The 21,935-nt window shown below is 34.7% G+C and carries 21 protein-coding genes and 1 other annotated feature; of the genes, 6 read left to right on the top strand and 15 right to left on the bottom strand.

The genetic code is table 11. The features are described 5' to 3' along the window. Positions 1 to 23: 23 nt before the first annotated feature. Together AC3WVZ_RS13215 and proB are read right to left on the bottom strand one after the other, a co-directional pair. Positions 24 to 1,271 (bottom strand): glutamate-5-semialdehyde dehydrogenase, encoded by a 1,248-nt coding sequence (locus tag AC3WVZ_RS13215; protein WP_001006612.1) that lies wholly within the window; start codon positions 1,269 to 1,271, stop codon positions 24 to 26. A 16-nt stretch (positions 1,272 to 1,287) separates the two neighbouring features. Beyond that, the gene (gene proB, locus AC3WVZ_RS13220; RefSeq protein WP_000744808.1) at positions 1,288 to 2,391 is read right to left on the bottom strand and encodes a glutamate 5-kinase; all 1,104 of its coding nucleotides are present in this window, start codon (positions 2,389 to 2,391) and stop codon (positions 1,288 to 1,290) included. A gap of 139 nt (positions 2,392 to 2,530) precedes the next feature. Then, positions 2,531 to 2,741 (bottom strand) — a binding site (T-box leader). A gap of 340 nt (positions 2,742 to 3,081) precedes the next feature. Between proB and proC the strand changes: the two genes are divergently transcribed. After that, entirely contained in the window at positions 3,082 to 3,900 is an 819-nt protein-coding gene (gene proC / locus AC3WVZ_RS13225; protein ID WP_000360723.1) for a pyrroline-5-carboxylate reductase, read from the top strand. Between the two features lie 178 nt (positions 3,901 to 4,078). Here the strand turns inward: proC and AC3WVZ_RS13230 are convergent, their stop codons facing one another. Both AC3WVZ_RS13230 and AC3WVZ_RS13235 read right to left on the bottom strand, forming a co-directional pair. Beyond that, complete coding sequence (locus AC3WVZ_RS13230) at positions 4,079 to 5,719, bottom strand: M20/M25/M40 family metallo-hydrolase (protein WP_000049571.1); 1,641 nt, start codon at positions 5,717 to 5,719, stop codon at positions 4,079 to 4,081. Between the two features lie 74 nt (positions 5,720 to 5,793). Then, positions 5,794 to 6,543 (bottom strand): IclR family transcriptional regulator, encoded by a 750-nt coding sequence (locus AC3WVZ_RS13235; protein WP_000250758.1) that lies wholly within the window; start codon positions 6,541 to 6,543, stop codon positions 5,794 to 5,796. A 267-nt stretch (positions 6,544 to 6,810) separates the two neighbouring features. Between AC3WVZ_RS13235 and AC3WVZ_RS13240 the strand changes: the two genes are divergently transcribed. Together AC3WVZ_RS13240 and AC3WVZ_RS13245 are read left to right on the top strand one after the other, a co-directional pair. Further along, entirely contained in the window at positions 6,811 to 8,235 is a 1,425-nt protein-coding gene (locus tag AC3WVZ_RS13240) for an amino acid permease (RefSeq protein ID WP_233936461.1), read from the top strand. A 309-nt stretch (positions 8,236 to 8,544) separates the two neighbouring features. After that, positions 8,545 to 9,003, top strand: a complete 459-nt coding sequence (locus AC3WVZ_RS13245) for a VOC family protein (protein WP_233936571.1) — start codon at positions 8,545 to 8,547, stop codon at positions 9,001 to 9,003. A gap of 253 nt (positions 9,004 to 9,256) precedes the next feature. Here the strand turns inward: AC3WVZ_RS13245 and desA are convergent, their stop codons facing one another. The 4 genes from desA to AC3WVZ_RS13265 form a co-directional block, all read right to left on the bottom strand. Next, positions 9,257 to 10,288, bottom strand: coding sequence for a Delta(5) desaturase DesA (gene desA / locus AC3WVZ_RS13250; protein ID WP_000171504.1), 1,032 nt, complete (start codon positions 10,286 to 10,288; stop codon positions 9,257 to 9,259). Between the two features lie 307 nt (positions 10,289 to 10,595). Continuing rightward, on the bottom strand, positions 10,596 to 12,983 hold the full coding sequence (locus tag AC3WVZ_RS13255) for an immune inhibitor A domain-containing protein (protein ID WP_000727440.1): 2,388 nt from the start codon (positions 12,981 to 12,983) through the stop codon (positions 10,596 to 10,598). A 233-nt stretch (positions 12,984 to 13,216) separates the two neighbouring features. Further along, positions 13,217 to 14,044 carry a VanW family protein gene (locus AC3WVZ_RS13260; RefSeq protein WP_233936462.1) on the bottom strand — a complete coding sequence of 276 codons (828 nt, stop codon included), beginning with the start codon at positions 14,042 to 14,044 and terminating at the stop codon, positions 13,217 to 13,219. Between the two features lie 473 nt (positions 14,045 to 14,517). Further along, positions 14,518 to 16,191: an alkaline phosphatase gene (locus tag AC3WVZ_RS13265; RefSeq protein WP_233936463.1), complete on the bottom strand. Its 1,674-nt coding sequence runs from the start codon at positions 16,189 to 16,191 to the stop codon at positions 14,518 to 14,520. A gap of 298 nt (positions 16,192 to 16,489) precedes the next feature. Here AC3WVZ_RS13265 and AC3WVZ_RS13270 point away from each other — a divergent pair, with 298 nt between their 5' ends. After that, positions 16,490 to 16,972, top strand: coding sequence for a DUF2975 domain-containing protein (locus AC3WVZ_RS13270; protein WP_000809113.1), 483 nt, complete (start codon positions 16,490 to 16,492; stop codon positions 16,970 to 16,972). Between the two features lie 10 nt (positions 16,973 to 16,982). Further along, on the top strand, positions 16,983 to 17,198 hold the full coding sequence (locus AC3WVZ_RS13275) for a helix-turn-helix domain-containing protein (protein ID WP_000974619.1): 216 nt from the start codon (positions 16,983 to 16,985) through the stop codon (positions 17,196 to 17,198). A 40-nt stretch (positions 17,199 to 17,238) separates the two neighbouring features. Here AC3WVZ_RS13275 and AC3WVZ_RS13280 read toward each other — a convergent pair whose 3' ends face one another. The 5 genes from AC3WVZ_RS13280 to AC3WVZ_RS13300 form a co-directional block, all read right to left on the bottom strand. Next, complete coding sequence (locus tag AC3WVZ_RS13280) at positions 17,239 to 17,550, bottom strand: hypothetical protein (RefSeq protein ID WP_233936464.1); 312 nt, start codon at positions 17,548 to 17,550, stop codon at positions 17,239 to 17,241. 357 nt (positions 17,551 to 17,907) lie between these two features. Next, positions 17,908 to 18,486: an HAD-IA family hydrolase gene (locus AC3WVZ_RS13285; RefSeq protein WP_233936465.1), complete on the bottom strand. Its 579-nt coding sequence runs from the start codon at positions 18,484 to 18,486 to the stop codon at positions 17,908 to 17,910. Between the two features lie 23 nt (positions 18,487 to 18,509). Continuing rightward, positions 18,510 to 19,091 (bottom strand): kinase, encoded by a 582-nt coding sequence (locus tag AC3WVZ_RS13290; RefSeq protein WP_098584382.1) that lies wholly within the window; start codon positions 19,089 to 19,091, stop codon positions 18,510 to 18,512. Then, a complete protein-coding gene (locus tag AC3WVZ_RS13295) occupies positions 19,091 to 19,633 on the bottom strand; it encodes a GNAT family N-acetyltransferase (RefSeq protein ID WP_233936466.1) in 543 nt (180 codons plus the stop codon). Before AC3WVZ_RS13295 ends, AC3WVZ_RS13290 begins: the two co-directional genes overlap by 1 nt. Before the next feature lie 14 nt (positions 19,634 to 19,647). Then, positions 19,648 to 20,031, bottom strand: a complete 384-nt coding sequence (locus AC3WVZ_RS13300; RefSeq protein ID WP_001049849.1) for a glyoxalase/bleomycin resistance/dioxygenase family protein — start codon at positions 20,029 to 20,031, stop codon at positions 19,648 to 19,650. 281 nt (positions 20,032 to 20,312) lie between these two features. Here AC3WVZ_RS13300 and AC3WVZ_RS13305 point away from each other — a divergent pair, with 281 nt between their 5' ends. Continuing rightward, positions 20,313 to 20,558: a hypothetical protein gene (locus AC3WVZ_RS13305; RefSeq protein ID WP_000433602.1), complete on the top strand. Its 246-nt coding sequence runs from the start codon at positions 20,313 to 20,315 to the stop codon at positions 20,556 to 20,558. A 336-nt stretch (positions 20,559 to 20,894) separates the two neighbouring features. On the opposite strand, the gene AC3WVZ_RS13310 is transcribed toward AC3WVZ_RS13305, so the two are convergent. After that, positions 20,895 to 21,431 (bottom strand): DUF2812 domain-containing protein, encoded by a 537-nt coding sequence (locus AC3WVZ_RS13310; protein ID WP_233936467.1) that lies wholly within the window; start codon positions 21,429 to 21,431, stop codon positions 20,895 to 20,897. A gap of 7 nt (positions 21,432 to 21,438) precedes the next feature. Continuing rightward, positions 21,439 to 21,756 (bottom strand): PadR family transcriptional regulator, encoded by a 318-nt coding sequence (locus AC3WVZ_RS13315; protein ID WP_000991883.1) that lies wholly within the window; start codon positions 21,754 to 21,756, stop codon positions 21,439 to 21,441. Between the last annotated feature and the right edge of the window lie 179 nt (positions 21,757 to 21,935).

Raw genomic sequence — 21,935 nt, forward strand, 5'->3', positions numbered from 1 at the left:
AGCCAATTGAGTGTCTTTTATTATTATTTTCGAATTTGTCCATTTCCACGAATCACATATTTTGTAGAAGTTAATGCTGGAAGCCCCATTGGTCCTCTTACGTGTAACTTTTGTGTACTGATACCAATTTCCGCTCCGAATCCAAATTCGGATCCATCTGTAAAACGAGTCGATGCATTATGATAAAGTGCCGCGGCATCTACAGAAGTAAAAAACTTGCTGACGTTTTCCTCGTTTTCAGTAATAATTGCTTCAGAATGCATAGATCCATACGTATTTATATGATGAATCGCTTCTTCAACAGTGGAAACCACTTTCACTGCTAGTGTGAGAGATAAAAACTCAGTTTCCCAGTCTTCTTCTGTCGCAAGTAAGATAGAAGAATCAATCGCCACTGCTTTATTATCACCACGTAGCTCCACTCCTCTTTCATTCAAGGAAGAAAACAACTCGCTACCATATTGCTCTACCCAATTCTCATGAAGTACAATCGTCTCAATTGCATTACATACAGATGGACGCTGTGTTTTTGCATTTATAATAATATTAAACGCCATTTGTTTATCTGCTGTTTCATCAATGAATATATGACAATTTCCCGCACCTGTTTCAAGTACTGGAACAGACGCTTCTCTCACTACTGTATCAATTAATTGTTTACCGCCTCTTGGTATAAGAACATCCAAGTACTCGTTCAATGTAAACAACTGTTTTGCACTATCTCTCGTTGTATCTTCTATGAGCTGTACACTTTCTGAAGGCAAGCTAGTTTGCTTAAGCGCCCGGTGAATAACGCTAACGATGGCTTTGTTAGAATGGATAGCAGAAGAACTACCACGTAGTATTACTGCGTTTCCTGTTTTTAAACAAATTGTAGCAGCATCAACAGTTACATTCGGTCTTGCCTCATAAATCATCCCGACAACACCAAGTGGTACGCGCATCTCCTGAATAGATAGTCCATTTGGCCTTTCCCATGCACTTACACATTCTCCTACAGGATCACGTAATTCAATTAGCTGCTTAATCCCCTCTGTCATATCAATAATACGATTTTCAGTTAGCAGAAGACGATCAAGGAGTGAATCAGAAAATCCTTTTGCCTTACCTTCTTCAATATCCCTCTTGTTTTCTTCTAAAATATAAGCTGTTTCTAATATTAACTGATCAGCTATTGCGGAAAGTGCTTCGTTTTTTTGCTCTGTAGATTTAAGCACAAGCTCTCTAGCAACCTCTTTTGCTTTTATCCCCTTTGCCAACACTTCATTCATTTTTATTTCCTCCTTTTTAAAGTGAAACCCAATGATCCCTATGGATGACTTCATAACTATGTCTCTCGCCTCTTACTTGAATATCTTGGCTTTGCATACCTTTTACATCTATTAGTTCCTCTGCACTATATGTGCATTGTCCTTTTCCTATTACGCGCCCTTGTTGCGTTACAACCTCTACAACTTCACCCACTTGGAAAAATCCTGATACATTCGTAACACCAGCTGGAAGTAAACTCTTACCATGCTGAATGATGGCAGTAGCTGCCCCAGCATCTACTTCAATTTGTCCGCTAACAAGCGAATGTAAGGCAATCCATTGCTTGTTCATCTTCATTTCTTTTTGAGGAGCATTACCAACATACGTTCCATCACCCTTACCCTTCAAAACATCTACAAACTTTTCCTGTCCACGTCCTGTTCCGATAAATACACTCACACCAAGAGAGAGCGCTGTCTTTGCAGCGTCGATTTTTGATTTCATACCGCCAGTCCCAAGTTTTGAGCCAGCATCTCCTGCAAGAGAAGAAATTTCTTCCGTAACTTCAGGAAGAAAATAATATTTTTTTGCATCCGGATTTTTCTGAGGATTTTTGTCATATAACCCGTTCACATCCGTAAAGATCATAAGCATATCCGCCGAAACAAGCCCGCTTACTAAAGCTGACAGCATATCATTATCACCGAACGTCAGCTCCTCTAAAGAGATGGAATCATTTTCATTAATAATTGGAAGAGCGGAGCGGTTTAATAATTCTCCTAACGTAGCGTAAGCATTACTATATTGTTCTTTTCTAGAAAAATCACTCCTCGTCAGCAAAAGTTGCGCAGTAACGATGCCATATTTACGGAATTCCTCCGTGTACGCCTGCATTAACAAACTTTGTCCGACAGCTGCTGCAGCCTGTTTCCCTTTAATCGTTACAGGTCTGCTAGGATATCCTAGCGCTGAAAAACCTGCAGCGACGGCTCCAGATGTAATTAACACAACCTCGTGCCCCTCTTCTTTCAACCGAGCCAATGCGGCAACGTGATCTGAAAGCTGTTCTGTAGAGATGCCTCCGTGACTATCTGCCAAGGAACTACTCCCAATCTTTACAACAACTCGTTGTTTTTTCACTTTTTTATCCCCCAAGTCTAAAATCATAGTTTTTTATAAATTACACTTCATTCACTTTGTAACTATATCTATTCTCATCAATGCTGCAATGAGGTATTTAAGAGCAAAATAAAAATGACCGCTTCGCCCTTAATAAAATAAAAAGGACGAAACGGTCATTGTTCCGCGGTACCACCTTAATTGATATACATAGATATCCACTTGGTGCCTATAACGCAGGCGAACGCCTAAACTTTCATTTAAGACTCAGGGATAGGTTCGATATATTCTATACGAGGAATCTTTCAGCCGGTGAATTCCACTCTCTTTCGCAAGAAGACATATGTACTAATTCCCTTCAACGATTTTCAATCTAATTTTTTTATATTATGCGATATAGTTCGATTCGGTGTCAAGAGGTATTTTTAAAAATAAATAGAGCCGCAAGTTATTTGTATGAAATTATCGCCCTACTGAATGAAAATACAAAATGATATAAGTTTAACTCATATTCATAAACATAAAACCTTACATTATAGTGTATATATTTACATAATGTCGAATATAATTAATTTTTATCTTTTAGTGTTGCAAAAAGGAATATATTCTCTTAGAATGTTTCTTTATATTGCACAGGGATGTTATTCTTATTCTAAGAAAATAATATCAAACCGATATAATTGATTATAAAAGGAGCAAGATTGAGTTATTATGGATAAACAAATTGGATTCATCGGTTGCGGAAATATGGGAATGGCTATGATTGGCGGAATGATAAACAAAAATATAGTGTCTTCAAATCAAATTATTTGTTCAGATTTAAACACTGCTAATTTAAAAAATGCTAGTGAAAAATATGGGCTAACTACAACTACCGACAACAATGAAGTAGCTAAAAATGCTGATATTTTAATTTTATCAATCAAACCAGACCTATACGCGTCAATAATTAATGAAATAAAAGAAATAATCAAAAACGATGCTATCATCGTTACGATCGCTGCTGGGAAAAGTATTGAAAGTACTGAAAATGCCTTTAATAAAAAAGTAAAGGTTGTAAGGGTAATGCCTAATACTCCTGCTCTTGTTGGAGAAGGAATGTCTGCATTATGCCCGAATGAAATGGTGACAGAAAAAGATTTAGAAGATGTACTAAACATTTTCAATAGTTTTGGTCAAACAGAGATCGTAAGTGAAAAATTAATGGATGTTGTCACATCCGTAAGTGGTTCTTCACCAGCTTATGTATATATGATTATAGAAGCGATGGCAGATGCTGCTGTACTAGATGGTATGCCAAGAAATCAAGCATATAAATTCGCTGCTCAAGCTGTGTTAGGCTCTGCAAAAATGGTACTAGAAACAGGAATACATCCAGGTGAATTGAAAGATATGGTTTGTTCTCCTGGCGGAACGACAATAGAAGCTGTAGCAACATTGGAGGAAAAAGGACTGAGAACAGCGATTATTTCAGCTATGCAGCGTTGTACGCAAAAGTCTGTTGAACTATCTGGTCAAACTAAAAAGTAAAACTGTAAAAGAGATCGCGTTAGCTATGAATTCATATGAATTTAATTAGAAATTCACTACATGATAAACGGCCAAACTCATATATAATTGAGTTTGGCCGTTTCAGTTTTAATTATATTAAAATAATTTCATTCAAATCTTCTTTACAGGTTCTGTTTTATCCCTTACCTATTCCCTACTATGATTGTGTAATTTTATTAGAAACTAATAATTTTTCAATGCACTTCGGTAACATATCTAATAGCGTTTCAAATGCGTAGTTTACATCTAGACGTTCTGTCCATTGATGTGCATCTTTTCCTACCGGCCCCATATTTAATACTGGAACATCAAACTCTTCTAATTCCTGAAGCGGAATTGAATAACCTTTATCCCATAATGGCATATTGTCTACAAGCGAACTCATTGAATCCAGTGGATACTGCAAGCCTACATAACTTAAATCTGAAATCCCCCCAAAATAATTTTGGTTTTCAAATGTAATTTTATGATTGTAGTGTGCATACTTTTCCATTTCTACAACTACCTCTTTTATTAAAGGATTGTTGCGTGAACTCACAGCTGGATAGTACGGCGGAGCGAAGAAAAGTACAATCATCGGTGCCTTTTCTTTACATAAAATCGCTAATTTATCTACTAAATCAATGGTTACCGCACGATCATCTTTATCTCCTCTATTTTTTATAATATTAGATTGAATATGATTTATTTTTTCTCGTCCATGTTGCTCAATTGCATATGTGATAAGCTCTTCATAAGTTAATACATTTACTTTGAGATTAGGTGGTATAAATGGATTATATTTAGAAAAACGATATGCATGTTTTTCATACGACTCTTCTATTTTCTCTGCTACTTTCGTTACTTTTTGACGTAACAATGAAACTACATCTGTCATTGATTTTTCTAATAAAAACAAATTAAATAATGTAACTGCACGATGCGGAATTTGTACAGAATAATCCTCTTTTAAGTCCCTTTGAAGTAAGTTAGTTGGCGGAGGACTCGCTTCCCCTTCTACAATATCACAAAGGTCTGTGTTTAACTCTAATTCTGCTGTTATTAATGAAGCCATATAACTCCCATTTAACCCTGCAAAAGGTTCACCTACATGTGTCTCTTTTCCGTAGCAAAGAAAACCAGGTAACACTTTACCAATAGAGCCAGTGTAAATATACTTATTTTGGTCACCAGGATGTCTTGAAAACATAGGCTCTGAGTTTAGTACCGTTTTATACTCTAAATCATGTTCTCTTGCTAACTCTAGTAATCTTGGAACAGCAGCTCTCATCCCTACAGAGTTTACTTCTTCATCTGGTACAGCCAATAAAAGAACATTCCCATCAAATCTTTCTTCGCAAGCTTGCTCAATCATTGCCATTTGTAATGCGAGGCCGCATTTCATATCCATTGTTCCTCTACCAAACAGCCATTCTCCATGTTCTATATCTTCACGTACATGGTCTGGAAGTTCATCTTTATGAGAATAAAACATAGATGTTAACTTTTTAGGATTAAATGCATCTTCTTTCCACATTCCGTAATCTTGTACATCTACAACATCAAAGTGACTTACTAGAATTACAGTATTTTTTGTACTATCGCTTTTCTTTACTAGTGCTGTAACAAAATATCGTCCGTCCCCTGTCGGATTTTTTTGCAAATGGTGCGGGTTTTGTTTGAAATACTGTAAGTCAGATAATTGTTCCACAACAAAGTCTGGCAATATTACTTCAGCTTCTGAACCGGTAATACTAGGAATTTCAACAAGACTGCTTAATAATTGAACCAATTGTTCTTTTGATTGCCACTTTGACATATAAATCCCCCTATTTTCCGCATTATGAAAACTAATTCCAGTATATGAATAAAAAATGACGACAGCTATCAAAATTATAGTTCTGATGTACTGCCGATTTTTATTGATATTTCATGAGCCGCTTGTTTTACCTTGCTAATAAGAAAAGATAGTCGATCATCATTAATACGATGACTAATTAACCCAACACTTAATGCTCCTACTACTTTATGATTAAATCCGATAATAGGTGCAGCTACTGAAGCTGTCCCTTCTGTTTTTTCACCATAACTGACAGCATATCCTTCATTTTTTATTTGCTTTATTTGATTAAGAAGAATTTGCTTTTGTTCTGGTAATGAAGGAAGTAAATACTCTACAATATGTTCCATTTCATTCGTTTTCATATTGGCAAGCATCGTTTTATTTGCAGCACCAATTGAAAGTGGAATTTGTTCTCCTAGATTATCGATAACTCGAATTTTTAAAGGACTATCAATTCTTTCAATGATAATAGAATGTGTTCCGTTTGGAATATTCAAATAGACACTTTCTTCCACTTCAGAAGCCAAACGTTTCATCACTTCTCTTGCAACAGATCTATAGTCTACCTTCTCCAATTGACGCAACCCTATTTCCATCCACATTGGTCCAATTTTGTACTGTTTTGTCTCTGTAATTTGTGTAACTAACCCATGCTCCATTAGAGAGTTAAGTAATCTATGTACTGTACTAACCGGGAGATGTGTTCCATCAGCTATATCAGAAATAGCCCAATACTCTTTTTCATTTGTAGAATTCAATAATTTAATAATACTTATCGCTCGATCAATGGACTGTACCATAACTCGCCTCAACTTTACTCGTAATATGTTAGTACGCTTAATTAACTATCAATTTAGCAAACATTCGAAATGAAATCAATCTATTTATTTAATTTTCTAACAATAAAAACATATCACTAACAACGAATTGAAAACGCAAACAAAAAAATATTGACTTTTCTTTTTAATTATCTGAAAATTATAACAAGATTTCACATCACGGAATACATTCCATAATACGGAAAAACATCAAACGTTATTCTATCAACTACGAAAGTGAGGAAAACAATGGCGCAAATAAGCAATACAAACAATGAATTAAAACGTACGATGAAAAGTAGACACTTATTCATGATTGCACTCGGTGGTGTGATTGGAACCGGGTTATTTAACGGATCTGGCTTTATTATAAGTCAGGCTGGACCTGGTGGATCCGTACTTGCCTTTATTGCTGGTGGATTATTAATGTATTTCGTTATGCTATGTCTTGGTGAACTTGCTGTAGCCATGCCTGTTTCAGGTTCTTTTCAGGAATATGCTACTAAATTCATCAATCCTGCAACTGGCTTTACAATCGGATGGTTGTATTGGTTAAGCTGGGCGAATACGACCGGTCTTGAATTTACAACTGCCGGTATTACAATGCAGCGCTGGTTTCCTGATATTCCTGTTTGGGTTTGGTGTTTAATATTTGGCGTTACCATCTTCACTATTAACGCATTATCTGCTCGTAGTTATGCAGAAACAGAATTTTGGTTTTCAAGTATAAAAGTATCTGCCATTATAGCTTTTATAATTCTTGGTGGCGCCGCTATGTTCGGTTTTATTGATTTAAAAGGCGATGAACCAGCTCCACTTCTTTCAAATTTCGTAAATCATGGTGGTTTATTTCCGAATGGACTTGCAGCTATTCTATTAACAATGGTTACAGTCAATTATTCCTTCCAAGGTACAGAGCTTGTCGGAATCGCAGCAGGTGAAAGTGAAGATCCAGCAAAAACTTTACCTCGTTCTATTAGAAATATTATATGGCACACAATGTTTTTCTTCGTCTTAGCAATCTTTGTTCTTGTTGCTTTAATTCCTTGGGAAGAAGCTGGATTAACAAAGAGTCCATTCGTTGCTGTTTTTGATAATATCGGTATTCCATATGCAGCTGATATTATGAACTTTGTTATTCTTACTGCTGTTCTTTCTGTCGCAAACTCAGGACTATACGCTGCTACTCGAATGCTTTGGTCTTTATCAAAAAACGAAATGGCTCCAGCATTTTTAAAGAAATTATCATCACGTGGGATTCCTCTCAACGCTTTAATCATGACAATAGCTATTTCTGCTTTTTCTCTTTTGACAAGTGTAGTAGCTGCTGAAACTGTTTACTTGTGGCTCATTTCAATTTCCGGAGTCATTACCATTATTGTTTGGATGTCAATTTGTGTTTCTCAATTCTTTTTCCGCAAACATTATTTAGCAGACGGCGGAAAATTAGAAGACTTAAAATTTAAAACGCCACTTTATCCACTCGTACCAATTCTTGGTTTTGGATTGTATGGCATTATATTAATCAGTCTTATTTTTATCCCAGAACAACGACTTGGAATCTATTGCACTGTCCCATTTATCATCTTTTGCTACACTTACTATCACTTTAAAGTTAAGAAAAGAAATTCTACTAACACTCATAGTGAAACTAAAATTAGCGAGACTTCGTAATATTTGACTATACATAAAAGACTACACATGGCGTTTCACTTCATGTGTGGTCTTTTTTTATCATTTTTATATGATTTCATCCGAATTTAATGAATATATCCCCTTTCCTACAAAAGTAGTAGAGTGTTCATTTAAACACTTACTACCTCAGTGGGATTTATCACATTCCAATTTCAATATAATAGTAAATAGGAATATCGGATATAGATGTACATTACTAGGCTTATACATATTTCAACTTTAGAATTATATTCACTATTGAATTGGTAATTACCAATAAAGAAAGAAAGAAAGAAAGGAATGATCATAATAATACAGAACATATACGAAACTCATTTACATGTAAGAAATTTAGAGAAGGCAATAAATTTCTATCAAAACAAGCTAGGATTAACGTTAGCAAGAAAACTCTCCAAAAGAAGAGTGGCTTTCTTTTGGGTCGGAGAAAATAAACAACAAATGCTTGGACTATGGGAAGTACATAACATTGAAGACTTTGAGCCGAGACATTTTGCTTTTGGTGTAAATTTAGAGTTTTTAATGACTTCTAAAGCGTGGCTAGAGGAACGTGGAATAGCAGTGATAGGAAGTCAAGGAAAAGGAAATCAAAAGCCAATTGTCCAAAGGTGGATGCCTGCTGCAAGTGTATACTTTCTAGATTGTGATGGAAACAAATTAGAATTCATTTCTATATTACATGAGAATCCAGATGAATTAGAATATGCGTCCTATTTAAGTGTATGGAATGCGGAACACCAAGAAAAATGAATGGAATTTTCGTTCAAGTCTTTTCTTATTTTTGGATATAATGTTGTACGATCCCCCCTTTTACTATGAATTTGTTAACATAATGCATTTACTGTCATCTTATATTTGTACTTACGTACGAGCAATTCCTAATCTGCTTCAATTACAATTTGAATTATGTAAATTTCCCTCTTATCTGGTCTGGCATCTACTCTTTAAACACAAACTCCCCTTAAATCGAAAATGATTAAGGGGAGTTTTATATACGATGCAATTATAGTTCAGATTTCACTCGAACAGAAACATTATTTTTAATTATATTTTTGACATCTTTAAAGCTAACAAAATTGTTACTTTTCTCATCCCAAAGACGGAAACGTAGTGATTGTAAGCTTGTAGCAAGCGTAATCGTTGGTACATTTTTTAACGGAAGCGTATTATTGTGTGCCTCTTCTAGTTTATAGTTAGGTACCCTTGGGCTTAAATGGTGAACATGATGGAATCCAATATTACCAGTTAAGAATTGCAAAATTTTAGGAAGCTTATAAAAAGAACTTCCTTCCACTGCCGCTTTCACATATTCCCAATCTTTATCCTCTTCAAAATAAGAATCTTCAAATGTGTGCTGTACGTAAAACAGCCAAATCCCTACTGAACCTGCTATTAAGAATATAGTACCATGTACTAACAGAAACGATTGCCACCCAATTGCCCAGCAAAGTATAGCTACTACAGCAACAATTATAATATTCGTCAAATAAGTATTCATACGTTCTTTCTGCCTTGCACCTTTTCGGTTAAATCTATTTTTAAGCAAGAAAACATAAATCGGACCTAATCCAAACATAACGAATGGATTGCGATATAAGCGATATGCTAAACGAAGTCTAAATGGTGCAGCTACATATTCATCAACTGTAAGCGTCCAAATATCCCCTGTACCCCTCTTATCCAAATTACCACTCGTAGCGTGGTGAATAGAATGTTCATGCCCCCACTGATCAAATGGGAATAATGTTAAAACACCCATACACGTTCCAACTATTCTATTTGCACGTCGACTTTTAAAGAACGAATAATGGGTGCAATCATGAAAAATAATGAAAATTCTTGTCATAAATCCAGCGGCTAACAGTGCTGGAACTAATGTTAACCAATAAGAAACTGACAAACTTTTATAAGCAAGGTACCATAAAATAATAAATGGCACGATTGTGTTGATCAGTTGCCAAACACTTTTTTTAATCGTTGATTTTTCAAAAGGAGCAACTTGTTTTTTTAAATTTTTAGTATTTTCTAAGGTCATTGTTCTAATTCCTTTCCTTTTTGTTGCTAATTCATATTATAGCACACTATTAGTATCAGGTGTTAAAAGTAGCTATAATAAATATTATATACTATGAAAATCTCTTTTTTCTTACTCATTACTTACAAATTACTTACGCCCAAAATAGCTTCTATAATTGGACAGGCGGAGTATTTTATTTATAAAAGAAACTTCGAATTTTTCCAATAAGTACATAAAAAAACAGCAAGTTTTTTCACAAGAAGAAAAAAGCTGCGATAAGTCAGTTTCACCGACTTATCGCAGCTCCTCTTCGTTTTACCTTATTTTATCGATGAAGCCACACTGCACCTGCAGACTTGTCTTCAGCTTGGCCTACCACTTCAAACTTCAGTCCTAGTTTCGGTAACTTACGTCCTGCATCAGGAATAATGCTGTTGATGTATTGCTTAGAATCATCAAATTTTGCCACTCCTGGTAATCCTTTATAATCGAAGATACCGCGAGTTGGTGAATTTACTTTCCATGCTGGTGTTTGATCAAATGAGAATGCCGCATCGGCAATTTGGTAACGCGTACTGCTCTTCACAGTAGGTTGTCCGTTTAATGTCCCTACAATTGCCTCTGGATGAGAATCTACTACTCCTAAGAACCCTTCACCTGGATGAACGCCTACCCAGTTATCTGTAAAGCTTTGATCCGCATACCATACAACCATTCCCGTATTAAATACTGGGCCACGTGCATGTTGTAACGCAGTGTCAGAACCAGCGTAATTTCTCCACTCTACATAGTAATTATGTTTTTTCTGTTCAAATCCGTTAGACACAGTAAAGCCTTTTAACGTCATTGCTGGCTGACCTTCTGCATCATCAGAGAAAACAACTTTTCCATCTACAGTTAATGCTGCATTATCTAACGCAAACCCTTTATAAGCTACTGCAATATCTGTTAAGTACTCAAATTGCAGTTTTACTTTTTTTCCTTTGAATTGGCTTAAATCGTATGATTTATCAACCCACTTACCATCAGTTGTATCCGCGCCGCCTTTTACATCTTTTTCGCCCATTCTATCAATGCGTGTCTTCGTTCCATCTTCTGCAATCGCATATACGTCAAGGAAATCATACTTCGCTTCAAGTTCGTAAAATGCCTTATAATCGAACTTAGCATCCTTTGCATTTGTTAAGTCAAATACTGGTGTCTCAAGTGTTGTATGAATGTCATTTCCTTTTGTACTGTAATAGAACTTCTTACCAAACGCTGATTCGATATTTTTTATATCTTTGTCCGGCAAGTTAACACGAACGATTCCAGGTCGTTTAGATTTTGTAGTACTTTGATCTACATATGTCGCAACACCGATTCCTTTGCTAAGTTTGTCATAATCTACTTCAAGGATATTCGCCCAGTTCCCCTTCATATTCTTTTGGAAAAATTCTTTATTTTGTGGTGAGAAACTCGTTGGCTCTGTTCCTGCAATTTTTCCAGCCCAGCTACCACCACTCATAATAGACCATGACTCAACAGGTTCACCTTGTCCTGAGTACTTTGTATCATATTCATCTGGTAAGCCTAAATCATGGCCATACTCATGTGCAAACACACCAACTGCCCCGTCTTCAGGCTCGATTGTATAATCATATGCAGCCATCTTTCCGCCCCAGTTCGAAACAGAAGATTTCGTGCCATCAATTGCATATGGTTTTGAACCTAGTTTTGAACGATGTGACCAAATCGCATCATCTTTCAATTTACCGCCGCCAGCTTCTTGACCAACGCCAGCATGTACAACCATTAAATGATCAATAATGCCATCTGGCTCATTTTTATTTCCATCACCATCTTGATCGTATTGATCAAATTGGTCATAGTCTGCTAAATTGATTCCTTTTGCTACCGCTGCTTTTAATGCTTCTTTCACAAAATCTTTTGGTCCTAAAGGCCCCTTGTTATCATGCCCAGTACCCGCATCAGCACCATAATCTGATGCTTTTCCTGGAACAGTAAGCCATTCTGTTACAGTCCCATCAACTGTGTAGCTACCACCAGATTGTTCTTCATAATATTGCTTAAATGTGTTAATCTTCGATCCATCAAATAAAGTAAATGGTTCATCACCAAATAACATTTTTTGATAATGTTCACGATTAAAGTCTTTAGAATACATGTATCCTGGCTCTTGATCAATATTGTTATGCTTAAAATCGCTAAATTCTACAAGTAAAACAAGTACTTTATCTTTTCGAACAGCTCCATTGTATTCTTCTTGCTTCGCTGATGTAGTAGGTACTTTTCCATTTAATTTCCCAGGGTTCAATGCTGCACCTTGTCCAGCTACTGGGCCTACTTCAGGCTGCTGCGCCTGCTCATTTTCCTTCATTTTTGCATCTTTTACTTTTTTCATAAAATCAGAAGCTTCTTGCGTAAGACTATCTCCTGTTAAAATTTCTTTCCCAGGGTTTTCCCCTTTCTTTTTCTCAACATATTTTTCGACAGCCTTTGACGTCTCAGCTTGCGATGCAGATTGATCAATTACCCCCCGTTGTTTTAGCGCTTCAGCCAAGCGCTCCTCCGGTATTAAGTGCTCATCTATTGGTAGAGATGATGTTGGTGTCTCAGCATGCGCTGCGTGACCTCCAAAAGCAAACGTACTACTTAGTACTGCTGCTGTTGTTAATACCGCTAATGGTTTTAATTTCTTTTTCTTTTTCAATGTATTTCCTCCCCAGTGTCTGCAAATTATCGTTTTTTGCCGATAACAACATAATATTCGTTATAATACGAATATTCAATCTTTTTCAACAAATAAAATGTTGAGAAATATTTTTTATGAAGGGTGAAATACATACGATAGAAAAACAAACTCACCTATAAATAACAGTGAACTTTTTTAGTAAAAATAAGAATTAAATATTCTCTATACTATTTAATCTATGGGTTACCATATTACTCACTATTCTCATTATTACAAGCTAATAGTGGTTCGTACATCATTATAGCGTGATTCTCTGTTACATATTGATCTTCTATTAACTGTTTCTGTAGATTATATACTTTACGTTGAATCACATTATGTCGTATATAACCGCCCCAGTATGCAGGTTGAATTGAGTGTTCTTTCTCATACACTTCATATTGATAAAGTTGCGGATAGACTGTTCTCCATTCACCAACTAAATGTTCATCTGTCATATAAAGGTGAAGTTGATACGGTTGGTCCGTTTCATTTTTAATTTGTAAATCCAAATAGTTATAGGAACAAGTCGCCCCACTCCCAAACGGTTGAGTTCGCCTAGAATCAGGAAAGACATCAAAGCTATGACGATATCGTTCGGTTACTGTCAGTGGTGTATGTAAAGTCATCCAATATATTAAATTCGAAAGCTGACAAAGACCTCCAATACCTGTTTGAAAAGATCCGTAGTGTAATACCATACCTTCTACATACCCTTTTTTCTTCGTTGGCTTACCTATTAAACGCCAGTAAGAAAATGTTTCTCCCGGTCTAATGACGATATCATTTAGTTTTTTAACAGCAATTTTCAAATTAACAACCTTATTCTGTTGATACCACATATCTACATCTTTAAGCTTACGAAGTAATATCGTTTGGTGCTGAATTGCTGTACAAGGTAGCTTTTCTTGTTGGAACCTTTTTGCATATGTTTTTCCGTCTGCTAACCACTGAATGTACCTCTTTGTAGAGTAATACCACTTCCCTAGCATAATGCGATACTTAGACCGCTGTTTAGGACGTAAGTGCACTATATTCATTTTATTCCCTCTCTCTTTCTTCAACTAAATTCTAATATATTTCTAATTCAATAAACTACAGTTTTCTTAGCTGCATAATAATTTTCGCAAAAAAAATAATAAATTTACTCTAGTGGAGATTTTATTTTGATGATTGCTTTATAATTATATAAAACTGCGCTGAAATACAATAAATTGAAATAAATACATTATAAATATAACGGATAACCTTAAATAAAAAATAATGAAAATTAAAGAAATTCTAAAGTATTAATATATTTTTCGTAAATATTAATTGATAACACATTAGACTTTACTATATGTATAAATTCTCTATTCTACAAAACGAAATTTTTTAATGTAAGAAAAAATATAACTCCCCTTTCACATTTATACAAGTCTCATATGGAAAACTTTCCAAAACAATCCGAACCCTTATATTTAGAATAAACACAAAAAATTGCCACCAGTTAGCTTAACTGGTTGGCAATTTTTTAACGAGAATGCTTTACAAATAGTTGAATTGCTTCTTCTGGTACATAGCGCTTTCCATTACTCTCTACAATAATACTTCTTAATTCATGTCCTTTACCATTGATACGAATTATATTTTTGTTACCAAATAATTGTGCTTCTACTTTATTACGTTTTACTACGAGTAACGGGTTTGCTCCTTCGGTTTTGTCGGCTGTTACAGTTGCACCGATTTTCTTAAAGACTTGTTCACTCTCTAAAAATATTTTATTCGTTACTTCTTCTAAGTTAAAGCCCATCGCTTTCGCCATCGTCTTCGCAATGTCTGTATTTTGGATTAAGCCTTCTGGTTTTTGAGGTCCATAAGAATGTAAGAATACATCCTCACCTGTATGTCCTCCTGTCGTAAAGCCGATATTTGCACGATTAGCCAATAATGTAGTAAGAATTCGTCCTACATCCATTTTCTTTTTTGCCGCTTTTAATTTTTCTTTTTCATCATGAGTTAGATTATCCAAACCATATAGTTTAGCTACATCTTCTACATTTGATAAATCAGATTTCAGTTTATTTATAGTTCCTTCAAGTGTCATTTTCGCCTTTTTCAATGGATCAATGTATGCAGAAACCGGTGTAGTATTATATCCTTTTGTCGTATTCCTATTCCCTATAGAGATGCCGCTGTTACCATGATCAGTTAAAGCGATGAGCATCGTATCCCCATCTTTCTTCGCAAATTGTAACGCCTTTGCTACCGCTTCATCAAATGCCAATATATCACTAATCATCCCAATTGGATCATTAGCATGGGCTGCCCAATCAGGCTTACTACCTTCTATGAATAAAAAGAAGCCATCTTTATCTTTTGATAATGTTTGAATTGCTTTTTCTGTCATTTGAGAAAGTGTTGGTTGTTCTGGGTTTGTTGCTATACGATCCATATCAAACGCAAGAGCATGATGTGAGAAAGAGCCCCAAATTTTATTAGATTTGGAGTTCAATAACGCATCTTTCGTTTCAACGAAATCGTATCCTTTGTCTTGAATCACCTTCACTAAATTTTCACCATCTTTTCGGATTCCATTACTTTGCATAGGTAGCAGCGCTGCTTTTCCCCCGCCTAATACGACATCTATATTTTGATATACTTGCTGCTTCGCAATTACGTCAAATTGCTTGCGATTGACATGGTGAGCCGAGAATCCCGCCGGAGTAGCATGCTGAATTTCAGATGTAGCAACAATTCCAGTTGCACGACCAGTACGTTTTGCACCTTCTAATACGTTTGCGACCGGCCGTAACTTGTCCTCTTCTTTTATTGGCTCTAAGCTAGGCGAACTTACAATAGAAGGTAATACACCTACATATCCTGAATTTGATTTATTTCCAGTTGCTAATGCTGTTGCTGCTGGCGCTGAGTCTGTAATAGCTGATTCCGCCGAAAACGTACGAACTCCTCCTGTTACAATTTGATCTAACGTAAGCGGTGCCCCTTTATACCAGCGAGCCAATGTTGTCGCCGTTGAACTCGTTCCGTCCATAACCATTATAATTATATTTTTAGGCTGATGTTCTACTTTTTTCACCTTAGCTTTGGCCGCATGATAATTCATCATACTTTCCGTACTTAATACGCTTACTATTATAGCTGCCACTAATAGCAACTTTTTCATCTTCACACCATAATTCAACATGATTGTTCCTCCATAAACTTTGCATTCATTTTAAATACACACTATTTCCTTTTCCATACCAAAACCTACATATGTTTTATTAGTTCCCAATTCTCATAAAGCTAACAATAGTTACTTTCCCTTTCTTTCCTTTATTAAATATCGGTATGTATCATCTATCTTATAAAAAAGATTTAACATCCTTTTCATTAATTACTTGTTTAACAATAAATCCTCGATCAAAAGAAATAAAAATTTATTGTTAAACAATAAATTTCGTGTTAAATTAATAAGATATTAAATAAATGAGGTGCTTTTTATGAAACAAGGATCCACACTCTTTTTAAAGACCGTTGTGATTCTGATCGGAATCCCCGTTCTTGCTATGTGCATTTTTTTAGTCCCTAAAATAGGAGCTTTCGCTGCAGAATTATATCCAGATATTGCATATATTAAATATCTTGTATTTATCAATTTATATGCAACAGCAATACCTTATTACTTCGCACTGTACCAAACATTTAAGCTTTTAAACTATATTGATAAAAATAACGCATTCTCAGAGTTATCTGTTCAAGCTTTAAAAAATATTAAGTACAGCGCATTGGCAATTAGTGTATTATATGTATTAGGTATGCCACTTTTCTATCTCGTGGCAGAGAGAGATGACGCCCCTGGCATTATTATTATCGGAATGATTATGATTTTTGCTTCAATGGTAATCGCGGTCTTTGCTGCCGTTCTCCAAAGACTATTAAAAGATGCTATAGATATAAAATCAGAAAATGATTTAACGGTCTGAGGTGAATAATATGGCAATTATTATTAATATTGATGTAATGTTAGCAAAAAGAAAAATGAGTGTAACAGAGCTTTCGGAGAAGGTTGGAATTACAATGGCTAACCTTTCTATCTTGAAAAATGGAAAAGCAAAAGCAGTCCGTTTTTCAACTTTAGAAGCAATATGTAAAGCATTAGAATGCCAACCGGGGGATATTTTAGAATATCAACCTGAAGATACCGAGTAAAAAGAGTCCTTCATACGAGAAGGACTCTTTTTATTACACATTACGGTGCAAAACTAATTTGACCAGTAAACAATAGGATAATTGCTATGATCCAAAATACAAAAAATGATGAGGACAGTATTAATGAAAGAATAGCAATTCCCTTCTTCTCTGTTCTTTTCGTCATTGTGATTATTGAAAGTATGATACCTACACCTGTCAGAGCAATTGTAATATAATCTCCAACTATATTACCTGCATTGGCTATCCTTGTTGGCGTTATAAAAACGAATAGAAAACACAAAATGCCGATGAGTAAAGATACATAGCTTATTATACTGTACTTCTTTTTAGGAACTATTTCAGTTTTCATACTAACCCCACCCCTTCTATATAGCTATGAGTTTATATTAGCATGAATAACCATAATTTGGTTAAAATATAAAAAAGATAAAGTAGACGCTATCACTTTATCTTTCGGTTTATTTCTATCTAACAATTAACCTGGCTACTTCCTTAATAAAGATGGACGATCATTCTTTAACCTCTAGTAATTATTATATACAGAAAATAAAGTGAAACTTTAATCAGTGGAGGTTTTGTTCACCCTCCACTGATTATTAGTTGAACCAATCGGGCTACCCGTTAATGCGGAATAAAATGAAAGAGTTCTAAAAAATAAAGACTGTACCTTTAAAATGAAAGATACAGTCTTTATTAATAACTTTTTTTATAAAGAAAACTCTCTATCAATCACTACCTTAAAAAACTCCGAGTATTGTAATAAAGAATAATCCGCTACATCACAATTACCTTGAAACATACATGTTGAAATACCTAATTCTTTTGCGGGTATTAAATCTAACTCTCTATCTCCAATAGCTAAATCAATATTATGTTTTTTATGTAAATGATTATAAGCTAAAGAGTTGGGCTTTCGGGGAAAGCCATCGTCAATTGCAACCATATCTACAAAGTACTTTTCCCAGCCGTAATATTTTAAAATGTCCATAACCCCAGCCCTATGTTTATGGGTCATAATCACATTTTTATCTGCAAATTTCAAAACCTCTTCGACACCTGCAAAAGGTTTCATATCTTTTGGCGTGAATTTCCCCTTCAAAACTTTAATCTTTTCTTCCTGCTCACATGAAATATTATAATACTGAATTGCATGAGAGTATGATATTTTTAAGTTTTTGTATATTTCTTGTTTTTCTACTGAATCACCTAATATTTCAGAAAGCATCATTGTATATGCAGGATACGTATCAAATAACGTCCCATCAAAATCCCATAAAATATTCATTCTATTCACCTTCTATTTTCAAATCATTCAATGACTAAATCCGCCCTATCCCTCGGCAATTCCGTTTTTAAGTAATAATCCTCTGCTTTCCAATACCTATTTTCAAACTTTGAAAGGTTTTTCTGCGTTTTTTCACTCTCACGTAGAAACCTTGTCTCTCTTGGACAGTCCAAATAGACCATATAATGAAAAAAATCTCTCCATTCTTTTCGCTGCAGAAAAACTCCTTCAATAACAATTACGCCTACAATAGGAATCTGTACTTTTTCCATTTCACATATATCTGTTTCTTCATGAAAGAAAGGTAATTTCAATTTTGTTTCATGTTGTAGCTTTTGAAAAAATTTCCGCCTTAGCCATTCAATGTCCCATTGTAAATAATAATACTCATACCATTCTTCATATCCAGTATGATATCGTTTATTACGCTCCACTATATGATCATCAATATGGAAAATACGAAACGGAATGCCTTCTTGTTTCATATTTTCTTTTAAATTGGCTACGAATGTTGTTTTTCCAGATCGACTTAAACCATCTATCCCTAAAATAAAGCGGTTTTCTTTATGCTTCTTCATAACATTTATAAGCTCATTTGTACTCATTACTTCTTCCACTCTTCTTTTAATAACGAGTATAGAATGGTATCATGAGCGACACCATTTTGAATCATATGTTTTCGAAGTAATCCTTCTTCTTGAAATCCTGCTTTTATTAACAATTTTTGAGAAGCTTTATTTTCTACATATACAACCGCTGCGATTCTTATTAGTTGCAGCATTTCAAATCCGTAAGCTAAAATCGCTTGTAATGCTTCCGATGCATATCCTTGTCCCCAATATGTATCATCTAATTCATAACCAATTTCAGCTCGTTTATGATGATTATTAATTAAATGAAATCCGCACGTTCCGATTAATTGGCCCGTCCCTTTTTTCTCGATTCCCCAGCGAAATACACTGCCCTCTTCATAACGATTTTTAAACGTTTGAATCATTGTTTTCGCTTGCTCAATATTTTCGAAAGAATCCATTCCGAAATAACGTATAACTGATTCTTTCGAAAAATATTGGAATATCGTTTCTGCATCTAATAGTGTAAGTTCTCTTAAGAATAAACGTTCTGTTTCTAGTTTCGGAAATCCCATTTCTCTTTCTCCCTCTATTCTAATGAACTGCAAATTTCAATATAATTTCCATCTGGATCAGCAATGTAGGCAATTGTTTGTCCCCACGGTTTTACAATTGGCTCCACTAAAATTTTAATACCTTGCTCTCTAAATTGCTCAATCGTTTCTTGTACATTCTCAACAACGAATCCTAACTCGAAATGAGAAGACTGTAATTCACCTTCTGTAAGCGGTAGTCCTGTTAATTCTTTCACATCTTGCCGCGTATTCATCGCTAAAATGGTAGTTCCAGTATTAAATTCAATATATGTGCCGTGCTCTGCTTTTATAGGTAACTGTAAAATATCTTTATAGAACTTTAAACATTCCTCAAACTTTTCTACATATAAAATGATGTACTTCATTTTCAAATTCATTTTACATCCCCCTTTGTATCTATCCCTAAAATTTCGACAAAAGTCTCATAAAAACCTTGTTCCTTGTAGTAATGAGCAAAAAAAATGAGGCCGATTTCTCGGCCCCCCAGCTTATTGGCATAAAACAGGAGGTTTGGTTTGGACATAACCAGTTCGTACTTTTATTATATTTTATTTTTTCTGAATTTTAAATACATTAAACACCTATTTATATTGAGAAAGTTTTTTGCTTGCATAAAATTAAAGATTTTAAGAAATGATACAAATGGAGGTGTATACATATGGAACCAATGCTATGTCCAAGTTGTAAAACGAACCGTACTCGCTTTAATATTCTTGAGCAACAAGTAAAACCAGTCAAAATAAATCCACAAACTGGTCAAGTGGAAGAAGAATACACAAATGAAACGATGAATGCTTTTCATATGGCCTATCAAGGACCTACATACCGTGTCCAATGTGCTGTATGCGGACTTGTTGAAAACCCTGAACAATTTATTAAACCTGCGCAAAATCAGTCTTTCTAATAAAAACATGATTATCCCTTGTAGAAATAGATTTTTCTATAAGGGATTTTTTCGTTTTATACTTTAATAAAAAACGTGTTTCTTCCTTATTATAAGTTACACCCCACATCTTTTTAGTCATCTTTTATTTTTTGATCCTCAATATGAATCTTTTTTCTTCATTTATTATTTTCAGGTTAAATTGCGGCTTTGATATTGTTAATTTTATGCCTTCATATAGATTTTTATTATATAAAAAAGAGTGAGCAAAAATACGATTATATAGAAACAAAAGAAGTTGATTCCCATATTAATTACCTCTTTACAAAATCAACTTCTTTTAAACTCCACTTTTTATTATAATATTTCACTTTTTAATTTCTTGATTTTCCAAGAAAGTCTTATAAAGAAGTACATCCACATACCACCTGTAAGACCGGTCATAACTTTCGCCCACATTGGCACTCTTGATTCCATCGGGCTTAAAAACAGATTATACATTGATGGTAATAAACTTGCTGATATAATAACAAGGAATAACAATAATTCATTTAGTTTTTGTATCCTCGTCTCCTTTTCTGAGTAAATATCAGGCAATTCATTTACTTCTTCTACTTCTTTACAAAAATAATTCCATCTTGTGAAACTTGTTACGCGTTTCCAACCTGACATTTCGTATATTTCGAAATATTCTTGTTGTTGTTCTTTCGAATCTCTATAAACCAATCTAAAATCAGCTTTGTACATTACATCTTTTGGCTCCGTTTTCTGAAACGTATACATTAAATTATATTTTTGTAATGCCCAACCTTGCTGATGTATCTTTCGTAAAAAAGCTTCTTCTTTTTCTAAATTCCATGCCATAAAAAATTTGAATACCCTTTTTGTCTCCATCTTCCATTCACTCCCCTAATATACTATTCCCATTCCTTACAGATCGTTGCAACCTGTTATACTCTAGCTCTAACACTTCTTTACCAAGTGGCGTTAACTCATAGCACTTCTTTCTGTCTGTAGAGGCAACTTCAACAATTAACTTCTCTTTTAGTAATTTCGTCGTATTTCCATATAAAGTACCAGGGCCGAGCTTTACTTCCCCATTTGTCATCTCTTCTACCATTTGCATAATTCCGTAGCCATGCAACGGCTTCACGAGTGACAATAATATGTAATATGTCGCCTCAGTTAACGGAATATATTTTTGCGCCTTCGCATTCATTATAACTACCTCCGATACATCGGTATATGATATATCGACTCACGATACATCGTATATCGATATTGTATAATTATATTCCAAAATATGCAAGAGTAATTTAATAATTAAATATCCATTTCTTTGAATTGAAAAATCATACCAATTTTCTGAATAATTTGTTAAAATATAGAAATATTAGC

This window comes from Bacillus sp. CPT56D-587-MTF (assembly GCF_058792335.1).